The following is a 12,114-nucleotide window of genomic DNA, read 5'->3' on the forward strand; positions in this document are numbered from 1 at the left end:
ACTTCGTGCTGGGTGGGTCGCGGTCGGTTCATGCGCTCACCCGCGGGCTCGGAATGGTCGTGGTGTTCTCGGCGATGAACTCTGCGATCTCCCTGCGTCGCCTCTTCAGTCGCTCCCGGAGGAACGGCGCGAGGACGCTGTCCCTGGCCAGCGCGCGGTCGATGTGCTGGAGATAGTCGACGAAGGAGTCGATGTTCTCCTTCGTCAGGGCGACGTTCCTGCACTTCAACGGGAGGCAGTCGGGCAGTGAGGGCTGGTCCTGGGTTCCGGGCCGGTGACATAGAGCTCGATCGCGGTTGTGCACGCAGGTGACGAACTCGCCCGGATAGACGTGGGGGTCGTGCTTACTGAGGTGCCTGCTCAGGCGCTTGGGGTCGTTGATCACCTTGCCGTTGAAGGAGACCTGGTGCAGGAAGGCGTTCAGCCGGTCCTCCGCTTCCTGAGCTGCAGGCCCTGTAAGCCGGTGGTGATCGCCGTGAGTGACGATGTCTTGGAGCTTCTCGCCGCGGGTGATCGCCTCCTCGGCCTCGACCTCGTCGCGGAAGCCCGAGTCGGAGGATCCCGCATAACCTTCGAACATCTGAACGCGCTGGTGGCGGTATTGGATCGCTCCGGCGATCACACCACCGGGGCGGCGGGCGATGAACCAGGCCAGGGTGCGGCGGAACTGGCTGGTGCTGAGGTTCCATTCCTGACCGCTGACCAGTGGGACCTCCTCGTTGAGCCCTCGCCCGCGGCAGTACTCAGTGATCCAGCGTGCGAACTCTTGCAGGTTGTCGTTGGTGTGGCTGGTCACGGTGACCCGGTCGATGGACTCGCCCTCCGCCAGCTTGCGCTGGATCCAGCGGGAGGTGGGCAGGGTGGCGAAGAGGAAGGGCTGGTGGGGCAGGTGCAGCCGTTCCAGGACCCGGATGGCCCGCTCGACCGGCTCGGTGACGATCCACTCGGATTCGACGCCCTTCGGGTCGTTCTCTCCCTTGAAGGCCAGGCTAGTGATTTTGCGCCGGACGACGGTGCCATGCTCGTCTCGCCAGACCTTCAGGCAGCCGCGTCGCAGGTGTTTGACCTCGCTGTCCCGCATGCCGGAGAGATAGGCGATGACGATGTAGCAGGCGGATTGCAAGAGTCGGTAAGTGCGTTCGATATCGTCGTAGGCGATCCGGTCGAGCCAAGGCCGGCCGTCTTCGAGGGCCGTGAATCTCGTTGTGAAGAGGTAGGTCCGGTCATCGATGCCGAGGTCCGCGGCCGCGTCCTTGATCATTTCTCGGAGGTCTGCGCTCTCGCTGAAGGTCTGTCGGCTCGCGAGCGTCTCCCTGGCGAGATGGCTGAGGTTGACTGCTCCGCGGAAGCCCGGCAGGGCCCGCCCCTGCTGTCGGTAATCGTCCAGCACGGCCTTCAGTCGCTCGGCGACTCTCAGTTCCTTCGCGCTGCTCCGCCGGGACCTCGCCCGGGGGCCGGTCTCCTGGATGAGGTTGTCCTTGCGCGTCGCGGCGAGTGCTAGCAAGTCGTGGGAGAAGACCTCGGTCCAGCGCAGGGCCCAAACCAGCAGTGGTGAGAGCACCTGTTCGGGAATCCTCGCGGTGGCGTTCTCCCTGCGGCGGCTCTTGCGTCGGCGTCGGGTGCTCGATGTCTCCCCGTCCAGCCTGTGGGTCCAGCCGTGGCTGGGGTCGACAAGAAGCCGGCACTGTTCCGTAGTGAACAGTCCCGAGCCGCCAGGCGGAAGGTGCAGCAGCCTTGCGGAGCGGATGTAACTGCTCTTCCGCTCATCGCTGATGCGCTTGCGTCGGACCTTGGATTGGAAGCCCGCGATGTCCTCGGGCGTCACCACGGGAAGCGTCTGGACGCCCTGCTGGTCGAGGAACTTCAGGAAGAAGCGGACCTGGCCGAAGTGTGTGTGGATTGTGGTGACCCGCAGTTCTGACACGCGGCCTGTCAGCAGCCGGAAGAACAAGAGCTTCGCAACCTCGCGGAACTGCGCCGGGAGCGTGGTGAAGTCCAAGATCAAGTTGCGATGGTGCCGCTGATGAACGGCCGGCGACAGGATCCAGATGTCGTCATCAAACCGTGAGGTCGTGCGCCGGTTGACGCCCGGCCGGAGTTCGCGACGGCCAAGGACAAGGGAATTCGGCCTGGGCCGGTCGATCCTCGGGCCTCGGCGAGTTGCCGTCTGGAGCATGGTCATCGGGCCTCCCGGGGGCCGTCGAGGAGGTCGACTGGCAGTTCTGCGGGCTTGTCCTGCTCGGCCTGCGCGAGCTGGGCATCGGTGAAGCGCGGCAGGACGAGCCGGGTGAGGATGAGCCAGGTCACCGCATGGCGGGCGACCCAGTCGTCGACGCTGAGGGTGTCGAGCTGCCCTTGGAGCCAGTCCCGTAGGGCCAGCAGCATCGGCAGGTGGCGCCGGGTGACCAAGACGTTGGGGCAGCGCAGGCAGAGCAAGAACGACGCGGTGCAGGTGTCGCCATCGTCGAAGTGTCCGTGCTCGAAGTCGAGGCAGGACCCGAGGAGTGTGTCGAGGTCGCCGCTGACGGCCTGCCGGACTTTCTCCGGGGTGGTGCCGAGACGGTGCGCGGCCGCCTCGGGCGCCGCCTCCGCCTCGCGCTCGGCGACCTCGTCGAGGACTCGGACGGTGAAGGTGCGAGCGCTGTCCTCCGCGTGCTCCAGAGCCTCGGTCAGGATGCGGTCGGCCCACTCGCGGATCCGTGGGTCGTTGCGCAGGTAGTGCACGAACGAGACGTCGAAGCTGTTGGTCCGCGACGCCGAGGGAAGGTGACCGCCGACGCGCATAGTGGTGCGGACCTCGGCGGCGGTCTTCAACCGCCCCAGGTCGATCTCCAACGGCTGCCCGTTGTCGTCCACCAGATTATGGCTGCGACCCCAGTGGTTCAGGTGCAGGTCGCGGCCCAGACGCCGGGCGAACGCGTCGATGTGACCGGCGGTGAGCGCCTTTTCCGCCTTGACGTCGGCAGGGCCGAGTTCCTCGACGACCCAGATAGACCACAGCCCAGCCGCGTGACTGAACTGCCGGCTGCGTCGCGTGAGCTGGTGCACCAGCAGGTAGAAGCCCCCGGAGGTGTGCAGCTGGCGGCTCGCGTTGCCCCCCGTGTCCCAGTGGACACCCTCGAACGTGGCGGACTTGCCGCGGCGACGCTTCGTGAGCCTGACCGCGACCGCGCGCTCCTGCAACAACCGGTGCTCAGCAGGCAGTTCCTTGATCGTCTCCCCGTTCCGCTCGCTGAGACCAACGCCCAGCACAATCAACGGCGTCAGGTCCCGGTCGACCAAGAACAGTCGGCTGGCAGCCACGACCCTGCCTGCATGGTCGGGGCGGCCCCCGGCGTCCAATGCCTTCGGCGGGCGACCCGTCTGGGCGATCTCCGCGAGCAGAGAGGCTGCCGCCCGATCCGGCTCCGGAATCGCTTTCGGATCCTTCAGGAAGGCGGCCAGGAGCCGTTCGCCGTCCTCGATCCGGCGTCGGATGGCAACAGCGTCGCTGCGGGCGGCCGTCATGATGGCCTTCCACTCGGCGTCTGAGTAGCCCGGCACTCCGCCGTCCCTCTTGCCTGTGCGGACTGGCCGGGCCAGGGCCTCGACCACGTCCAGTCTCAAGCATTCGCTGGGGACCGCCCGCAGCAGCGCGCGCAGCTCGGTGAGCTCGGCGTCGGCCGTGTGCTCGGACACGGTCGAACGCCGGTCCAGCCAGAAGCGGTCCAGGTGGGTGGCCCGCAGCATCTTCAAAGTTGACAGTTGCTTCGGCTGCTTGGCCAAGAACTCCAGGAACCTCAGCAGCATGCCCCAGTGGTCGCGGGCGCTGGCGAGGGTCCGGCGCTGACCTGTCGGGCCGACACGCTGGCTGAACGCTGCGGCCAGATCGGTGTGTAGCTGCGGGCAAGGTCGGCCGGCAAAGGTGAAGACATCCTTGCGGCCGTCCTCGCCGTGGAAGCGGATGACCAGCCCGGCATCCGTCTCGGCGACGGGCGCCTCGGCCTCGTAGTGTCCCTCGGGCGAAGCGGCCGCCTGTCCGCGTCCCGGCCGGAGCTTCATGTCAAGCTGCATGGGCGCGGGCCACCTCGTCCTCGTCGAGGTCCTCGGGGTGGACGCCGACCGGCTCCCAGGTGCCGGGGACCAGCAGCATCCGGGTCTGCATCTCCAGTTCCTTCAAGGTGTGCAGGTACTTCTGCGTCGTGACCACAGAGACATGGCCTAGTCGCATCCGGACCCAGTTCATCGGGTCCCCAAAGACACGCTGGTAGGTCTCTCGCTGGAGGTGGTTCATCTCGGCCAGCTCCAGGATGTGCCCGCGGAACAGCTGTTCCAGGGTGATCACAGCGAAGGAATGTCGGAGCATGTGCGGGTGGCAACGGTGCCTCACGCCGAGGCGCCCGCACCTCTTGTTCGCGGTCTTGAAAACCTCCTGCCAGGCCGACGGGCGGCTGGGGAGGCCATCCTCGTTGAGCCAGAGTGCAGCCGGCTCCAGGCCTTCGGGGGTGTCGATGAGGACCCGGAGACGCTCGTGCTCATCGAGCCGGGCCATCGGGACCCGTTCGCCATCAACCACGACGAACGGTCGCGTCCGGTCACTGACGATGAGCGGATCGTTCATTCGTTCGTAGGTGCCGACTGCCCTGGCGTGCTCGATGGCCTCTGCGCGCTCCGCTTCGATGAAGTCCCAGATGTCGCGCAGCACCGAGACCGCGAGGTAGACGTGCCGTGCTGACTCGTTCTTGGCGATGCTGCCGGGCAGCCAGAACCGCTGAACTCGCAGGCCGGGCAGCAGGTCCGGGACCTCGAAGATCGACAGGGAGGTCTGCTCGGACAGGCGCAGCCCAGTCCTGATCATCGTGTCGGAGTAGGTGGCATTGCGGGACGCGAAGCCACCTCGGAAGGAAGGATCCTCCAGGCCAGCGGCTGAGAAGCCTCGCAGGCCCACGTCCCGCCACTCGCGGTAGTCCGCCGCCGGCATCCACTTGATGTCGTTGCGTGACCCCGCGTGCGAGGCCTCTGCCGGCGTTTCCTCCCGGTGCCCACGCCGTGGTTCACGACTGCGGCTCTCGCGCTGCTGGATCGGATTCACCCGGACGTGGTCGTTCGCGATAGCCCAGATGTAGAACTGGTTGACCGTAGACACCTCGCGGTCCCACGTAACCAACTCCACCTGCGGCCCGCGGGGATCGACCGTTCGCCACTGCTTGTAGCCACGGCGATCCGCCGGGGTCGCGTCCCGCCACGACTTCTCGCTGCGGTTCTCCCAGAGGAACTTCACCCAGCGCTTGAGGTCGTAGGCAGCCGCCTCCTGGGTTCCAGGCGGTGCATCGAACAGTTCAGTCCTGAAGTAGTCGCCGATCCGGACGTCAGGACGTCCGAAGGGATCGATCAGGTACGGCGAACCGTCCATCACCTCGTGCTCGTCCAGCCACAGATCCAGCACGGCGGAGGACGGCAGATCCGCGCCGCCTGTGCGGGGGCGAGCCAGCCGGCGCTGTGTGAAGAACACTCGCCAGCCCAAGATTCCGGAGTCACTCTTCATACGCGGAACCTAGCGCGGACAAGTTCACAACCGCATAAGGGTGCACCATCAGGAAGCGGGCTGGCAGTCGTACGACTCCGGCGCTTCGCGCGATGACCACCTGTCCCGATTCGAGGGGCTGGCGCAGCGCGTCGAGCGCCTTGCCGGAAAACTCCGGCGCCTCGTCCAGAAAGAGCACTCCCTTGTGCGCGAGGGACACCGCTCCCGGTCTCGCCAGTCCGTTGCCGCCTCCGACAAGGGACTGCATCGTCGCCGAGTGATGCGGGGCGCAGTAGGGCGCCGTCCGTACGAGAGGTTCGCCGGGCGGCAGGATTCCGGCGACCGAGTGCACCGCTGTGACCTCGACGGACTCCTGTCGCGTCAGTGCCGGCAGCAGTGCGGGCAGTCGCTCTGCCAACATCGTCTTGCCCGCGCCGGGCGGCCCGTGCAGGAGCAGATGGTGTCCGCCCGCGGCGGCGACTTCCAGGGCCGTACGGGCTCTTTGCTGTCCCGCCACGTCGGCGAGGTCCGGGCGGTGCGTGCCCTGCTGACCGAGGCCGGGAGCCAGCCCGGTCCCCACCCCGGCGCCGGGCACCATCAGGCCCGCGAGCATGGGATCGGGGCGCCCCTCCTCGGTGACCGTCGGCTCCTCGGGCACCGATTCACCGGTCAGTACGGCGATGAGCTGGCGCAGGCTCCTCACGCCGAGCACGGACACCCCCGGCACCAGCGACGCCTCGCCCGCGGTCTGCTCCGGCACGACCACCTGGTGGTAGCCGGCCTCGGCCGCCGCGAGAACGGCCGGGAGGATGCCCCGTACCGGACGGACCCTGCCGTCGAGCCCCAGCTCGCCGATCAGCACCAGGTCGGCGATGGCCCGCGGTTCGATACGCTCGGCCGCTCCGAGTACGGAGACGGCCACGGCTAGATCGAAACCGGAGCCACTCTTGGGTACGGAGGCGGGGCTGAGGCCCACCGTGAGCTTCTTCTGGGGCCATTCCGCGCCGGAGTTCACCACGGCCGCCCTGACCCTGTCCCGGCTCTCCACCAGGCTCTTGTCGGGCAGCCCGACCAGCGTGAAGGCCGCCACCCCCGGTTCGAGATCCGCCTGGACCTCCACCACCACGCCCTCGACGCCCACCAGCGCCACCGAACACGCTCGCGCGAATCCCATCAGGCCACCCCTCGGGCGTGCTCGACCACGGGAGCGCCGCGTCTGGGCAGCACCACCCCGATCAGGTCGATACGCACGCCGCCCGGGGGTGGCCCGCCGCACATCTCCAGCCAGCAGGCCGCGAGACGCCTCAGCCGGTCCGCCTTCACCGGTGTCACCGCCGCCATCGGATGCTCGAAGGAGCCTTCCCGGCGGGTCTTCACCTCACAGACGACCAGCACGTCGCCGTCGCGGGCCACGATGTCGATCTCGCCTGTCCTGCCGCACCGCCAGTTGCGGTCCAGCACCGTCATCCCGGCCGCCGCCAGCCGCCGTGCGGCCAGCCCTTCGCCGTACCGCCCGAGTGCCCCCGTCGCGTTCATGTCGGCACCACCTCCGGCACCGACTCTGAGGCGAGGACCAGAGACGTGCGGACGGCGGTGGACAACTCACCGATTGTGGATAACTCCGTCACCCACCAGCGCACCGGTGGTCACACAGGTCCCGTCCGCCACAGCAACCCCGGCCAGCCCGGCCCTCCGACGCGTCAGAGACCCCCGCCACCCCCGCCACCGCGTCATCCCCCCGTCAGCCGCCCGGCAGCTCAAGGTCGCTCTTGTTCAGCTCCTCGATGTTCACGTCCTTGAACGTGAGGACCCGCACCTGCTTGACGAACCTGGCCGGCCGATACATGTCCCAGACCCACGCGTCGGCCATCGAGACCTCGAAGAAGACCTCGCCCTGCACCGAGTGCACCTGCATCTCGTAGTCGTTGGTGAGATAGAAGCGCCGCTCGGTCTCGATCACGTATTTGAAAAGACCGACGACATCGCGGTACTCCCGGTAGAGCTTCAGCTCCATCTCGGTCTCGTACTTCTCGAGGTCCTCGGCGCTCATGGCATGTTCCCCTTCAGCCGTACGTCCCCCTATTGTGCTCCGGTCCCGTGCGCCCCTAGACGATTTCAGAGGCGAGAACCACCGGTGCACCCGGAGGACCCTCGTCGAGCAGCGTGCGCAGCAGCCCGGCGAGCCTGGTCGGATACACCGTCTCACGCGCCGTCGACAGTTCGGCGGAGGTCCACCACCTCAGCTCCGCGACACTGCGCCGCTCCAGCTCCGTCAGCCCCTCGACGGTGGTCTCGGTCTGCGCCGTACGTGCCAGGAAGTACCACTCGTCCTGGTCCCAGCGCCGTCCGTCGAACGGGAAGGAGCAGGTACGGCGCCAGAGAACCGGTCCCAGCTCGACCTCCGTGATGCCGGTCTCCTCGGCCAGCTCGCGCAGCGCGGCGTCCTGCCGCGTCTCGGCGCCCTCCAGGCCGCCGCCGGGGGTGAACCACCAGTCGTTCGCGGGGTCGCCCGGCTCGTACCCGCGCATCAGCAGAATGCGGTCGTCGGGGTCGAGCAGTACGACCCGTGAGACCTTACGCAGCGCGCCACCGGACAACGCGCCACTGGACAACGCGTCACCGGACAACGGTCGGCACCTCCCCGTCGGTCCGCTCCGTCTGCCCCGTACGCCGCCGGCCCAGCCGCTGTACGACCGGCCCGTACGCCGCGCCGCCCAGGATCAGCAGCGCCCCGAGGACCACGGAGCCCAGCACCAACGTCACCGGCCCCGGCTCCGACACCCCGCCGGGCAACGAGGCGAACGCGTCGGGCCGATCGATCAGGCCCCCCGGCGGCCACGCCACGGCGTCGATGCGCCCCGTCACCGTCGAGAGAGGCACCGACCCCTGCCCCTGCTCCTGGAGGTGGACCCGCGAGTCCAGCGACCCGCTGCGCTCGTCACCGAGGAGGAACAGTTGTCCCTTCGGGACCGTGGCCCCGAAGCCGGTGGTCGACGCGAGCCCGTCTTGCGTTCGCTCCACGTACGGTTCCTCGATCGACTTCCCGTTGACGCTCAGACGCCCTTTGTCGTCGCAGCAGGCGACCTTGTCGCCCCCGACGCCGACGACCCGCTTCACCATCGGCATGTCGCCCCACTGCGTGTCCTTGAAGACCACGACATCGCCACGCCGCACCTGATCGCCGGATATGCGCTGCGCCAGGACCCGGTCGCCGGCCTTCACCGTCGGATCCATCGAGTCGGTCGGCACCGTGTACGGCGCGTACTCCACCGCACCCCAGACGAACCCGCCGAGGAAGAGCACACAGCCGACGGCCACGGCCAGCCCCGACAGCACACTGCCGAGGCGGCCGTGGCCGTCGTTCGTACGTCCTGTCCCGCTCATCCCAGCCGTCCCTCGCTCCGGAGAATGATCATCGCCGGATCGGCGATCTGGGACGGCACCCTACCCGGCGGTACGGCCGCCGGTCAGCCTTCGCCTGCGCCAGAACACCAGCGGCAGGGCGCCGGCGACGCCGAGCACGGCCGGAGCGCCCGCCGTCGCGACGGCCGCCGCGTCGAGGCCCTGCTGGTCGAACGTGTCGGGCACGGGAAGCGTCGACAGCCGGTCGAGAGGCCAGGCGATGACAATCGCGCGGCCGACGACCTCGTCGGTGGAGACGGTGCCGTGACCGGGCAGCTCCTGGTGGTAGCGGGAGTCGAGCGAATTCTGCCGGTGATCGCCCATCACCCAGATCCGGCCGTCGGGCACCGTGATCGGCCCGAAAGGCTCGTCGTCACAGGCGGTGTTTCCGGGATAGATGTACGACTTCTCGTCGAGCGCCTTCCCGTTGACCTGGACGCTGCCGCCCTTCTTGCACTCCACCGTGTCCCCGCCGACCGCGATGACCCTCTTGATGAGGTCCTTCTCCTCGGACGACGGCATGAGGCCGATGAAGCTGAGGAACTTCTGCGCCACGTTGGGCTCGGGCGCCTGCGTGCTGTCGAGCCAGCCGCCCGGGTCGTGGAAGACCACGACCTCGCCGCGCTCGGGCTCGGCGCCGAACCACGGCGTGAGCTTGTCCACGAGCACCCGGTCACCACGCTGCAGTGTGTCCTGCATCGAGTCCGAGGGGATCGAGAACGCCTGCACCAGGAAAGTCTTGATCAGCAGCGCGAGCAACAGCGCGATACCGATCAGCAGAGGCAGCTCTTTCCAGAAGGAACGCTGCTTCCGCACGGTCGAAGCCCCGTCGTCGGGCTCGCTGCCAGGCTCGCTGTCCGGCCGCTCCACCGTCTGGTCCTTCGTCTCTGCGGACACGCCTGCGGACGGGGTCTCCGCGGCGGAACCGGCAGAACCGACGGAAGGCTCGGCGAGTTGCTCGGGCCTGTCCTCGGGCTCACCGTGTCCGGATCGTGCGCCGACGGCCAAATCCCCCACATCCACTCCTCACTCCGTGCAACTGCCCGCTCCGGAGACGGAGCAGGCCCACTACTCCCATAACGAGCGGGAGTTCCGCAGGGGTCGGGAGCAGGATCATTCCGTTCGGATCCTGAGAGGACACACTATTCGACGGGCCGAGCGCCGTGGTCGGTGCGGCGCGCGCGTCCGGTACGGAGGCGTACGTCTCCGGCTCCTCCAGGCGCCGCCAGTGGCCCAGCGGCCAGGCGATGACGACGGCGCGTCCGACGACCTCGTCCTCCGAGACGGTGCCGCTGAACTCCTCGTCCAGGTGGAAGCGCGAGTCGGCGGAGTTGGACCGGTGGTCGCCCATCACGAAGATCCGCCCCGTCGGCACCTTCACCTCGAAGTCGAGCTTCGACGGCGGGTTGCCGGGATTCAAGTACGGCTCCGTCAGCGATACGCCGTTGACGACGATGCGCCCGTCCTTGTCGCAGCACTTCACCGTGTCGCCACCCACGGCGACGACGCGCTTGATCAGATCCTGCTCGTCGGCGGACGGGAGCAGCCCGATGAAGGTGAGGACCTGCTTGACCTGCTTGACGACCACCGGATCGTCCGCGGGCGCCACGGTCTCCTCCTGGAGCCAGTCGCCGGGGTCCTTGAACACGACGACGTCGCCGCGCTCGGGGCGGGAGCCGAACCAGGGCGTCAGCTTGTCCACGAGCACCCTGTCGTCGATCCGGATCGTCTGCTCCATGGAGCCGGAGGGGATCACGAACGCCTGGACGAGGAACGTCTTCAGTACGAGGGCGATCAGCAGCGCGACGGTGATCAGAAGTGGGATCTCGGTCATGGCGGAGCGGCGACGGCGCCGTTTCACCTTGCGGGCGAGCCTGCGCCGCTCCGCGCGCCCCGGCAGGGCGCGCCCCGTGGTGGGTCTGGTGCCTGTCGGCAGCCGGGTGTCGGACCGGTGGCCTCCGGGCCGGCCTCGGTTACCCATGGGCGCCGTCCGGGTCCCGTACGTCCCCGAAGGCGTCGGTGGGCTCCAGCGAGGTCCAGCGGCCCAGTGGCCAGCCGATCCAGTCCACCCGCCCGATGACCTTGTCGACGGGCACCGTGCCGCCGCCGGGCTCACCCAAGTGGTCACGTGAGTCGCGGGAGTTGCTGCGGTGGTCGCCCATCACCCAGAGGGTTCCGGAGGGTACGACGATGTCGAACGGCGCGCTGGACGGCGCGTCGCCGAAGTACACGTACCGCTCGTCGATCGCCCGGCCGTTCACCTCGACCTTGCCCCCCTCGTCGCAGCAGACCACCCGGTCGCCCCCCACGCCCACCACGCGCTTCACGAAATCGGTCTCGGCGGGTTCGGCGAGACCGAGGGCCGCCGCCGCCCCGTGCACGAGCCCGATGAGGGGGCTCTCCCCCGCCGGCTCCTGGACGAAGGACCCGGTGCCGTCGAAGACGACCACATCACCGCGCTGCGGTTCGGTACCGAAACGGTACGCCAACTTGTTGACCAGCACCCGGTCCCCGACCTGGAGACCCGGCTCCATGGAACCGCTGGGGATCAGGAAGGGCTGCACGACAAAAGCACTGAACAGCAGGAGAGAGGCCGTGCCGAGCAGGCCAAGCACCGCGGTCCGGCGCCATGACAGGGCTCGCAGAAACTCCGGGAGTCCTGGCGTACGCACGGAGCGCGACCCCTCTTCCTGCCCTGTGGCGGGTGGGGAAGAAGGGTCGCGCTCAGAGTGCTGTGGTTCGGTGTCCATCGGGCTCAGAGCTTATCCGGCCGCCCGGTGGAACCATGCGCGAGTTCGAGCCTGCGCTCAGTTGTCGCGCTTCTCCTTGATCTTCGCGGCCTTACCGCGCAGCTCACGCAGGTAGTAGAGCTTCGCGCGGCGTACGTCACCACGGCTGACGAGCTCGATCTTCTCGAAGATCGGGCTGTGAACCGGGAAGGTGCGCTCGACGCCGACGGAGAAGGAGACCTTGCGGACCGTGAAGGTCTCGCGGACGCCTGAGCCCTGCCGGCGGATGACAACACCCTTGAACTGCTGGATACGGGAGCGGTTGCCCTCGATGACACGTACGTGGACGTTCACGGTGTCGCCGGGGCGGAACGCGGGGAGGTCGCTGCGCAGCGACGCCGCGTCGACGGTGTCGAGCAGGTGAGCCATGATGGTCTGCTTCCTCGCTGATGCCACAGGTCATCAACGGAATGTCGAAAG

At 68.1% G+C, this 12,114-nt stretch carries 11 protein-coding genes and 1 pseudogene; all 12 read right to left on the reverse strand.

The genetic code is table 11. The features are described 5' to 3' along the window. Window positions 1-28 precede the first annotated feature (28 nt). On the reverse strand, window positions 29-2,182 hold the full coding sequence (locus tag OG329_RS10175; protein WP_405794273.1) for a hypothetical protein: 2,154 nt from the start codon (window positions 2,180-2,182) through the stop codon (window positions 29-31). Further along, complete coding sequence (locus OG329_RS10180) at window positions 2,179-4,053, reverse strand: hypothetical protein (RefSeq protein WP_405794275.1); 1,875 nt, start codon at window positions 4,051-4,053, stop codon at window positions 2,179-2,181. The genes OG329_RS10175 and OG329_RS10180 overlap by 4 nt, the downstream gene beginning before the upstream one ends. Beyond that, window positions 4,043-5,524 (reverse strand): tyrosine-type recombinase/integrase, encoded by a 1,482-nt coding sequence (locus tag OG329_RS10185; protein ID WP_405794276.1) that lies wholly within the window; start codon window positions 5,522-5,524, stop codon window positions 4,043-4,045. Before OG329_RS10185 ends, OG329_RS10180 begins: the two co-directional genes overlap by 11 nt. A gap of 43 nt (window positions 5,525-5,567) precedes the next feature. Then, window positions 5,568-6,677 (reverse strand): annotated as a pseudogene (locus OG329_RS10190) (YifB family Mg chelatase-like AAA ATPase); the annotation flags it as partial. Then, window positions 6,677-7,039, reverse strand: coding sequence for a YraN family protein (locus tag OG329_RS10195; protein ID WP_405794277.1), 363 nt, complete (start codon window positions 7,037-7,039; stop codon window positions 6,677-6,679). The pseudogene OG329_RS10190 and the gene OG329_RS10195, both read right to left, overlap by 1 nt. 205 nt (window positions 7,040-7,244) lie before the next feature. Then, window positions 7,245-7,553, reverse strand: a complete 309-nt coding sequence (locus OG329_RS10200) for a DUF2469 domain-containing protein (RefSeq protein WP_003965949.1) — start codon at window positions 7,551-7,553, stop codon at window positions 7,245-7,247. Window positions 7,554-7,608: 55 nt separating this feature from the next. Beyond that, window positions 7,609-8,130: an NUDIX hydrolase gene (locus tag OG329_RS10205; protein ID WP_405794278.1), complete on the reverse strand. Its 522-nt coding sequence runs from the start codon at window positions 8,128-8,130 to the stop codon at window positions 7,609-7,611. Beyond that, on the reverse strand, window positions 8,120-8,887 hold the full coding sequence (gene lepB / locus OG329_RS10210) for a signal peptidase I (RefSeq protein ID WP_405794279.1): 768 nt from the start codon (window positions 8,885-8,887) through the stop codon (window positions 8,120-8,122). The genes OG329_RS10205 and lepB (OG329_RS10210) overlap by 11 nt, the downstream gene beginning before the upstream one ends. A gap of 60 nt (window positions 8,888-8,947) precedes the next feature. After that, window positions 8,948-9,913 carry a signal peptidase I gene (lepB, locus tag OG329_RS10215; protein ID WP_405801750.1) on the reverse strand — a complete coding sequence of 322 codons (966 nt, stop codon included), beginning with the start codon at window positions 9,911-9,913 and terminating at the stop codon, window positions 8,948-8,950. Beyond that, window positions 9,882-10,886 carry a signal peptidase I gene (gene lepB / locus OG329_RS10220; RefSeq protein ID WP_405794280.1) on the reverse strand — a complete coding sequence of 335 codons (1,005 nt, stop codon included), beginning with the start codon at window positions 10,884-10,886 and terminating at the stop codon, window positions 9,882-9,884. Before lepB (OG329_RS10220) ends, lepB (OG329_RS10215) begins: the two co-directional genes overlap by 32 nt. Beyond that, a complete protein-coding gene (gene lepB, locus OG329_RS10225; protein WP_405794282.1) occupies window positions 10,879-11,655 on the reverse strand; it encodes a signal peptidase I in 777 nt (258 codons plus the stop codon). Before lepB (OG329_RS10225) ends, lepB (OG329_RS10220) begins: the two co-directional genes overlap by 8 nt. A 57-nt stretch (window positions 11,656-11,712) precedes the next feature. Further along, a complete protein-coding gene (gene rplS / locus OG329_RS10230) occupies window positions 11,713-12,063 on the reverse strand; it encodes a 50S ribosomal protein L19 (RefSeq protein WP_023538359.1) in 351 nt (116 codons plus the stop codon). Window positions 12,064-12,114 lie beyond the last annotated feature (51 nt).

The sequence above is a fragment of the Streptomyces sp. NBC_01506 genome (genome assembly GCF_045040295.1).
GTDB lineage: Bacteria > Actinomycetota > Actinomycetes > Streptomycetales > Streptomycetaceae > Streptomyces.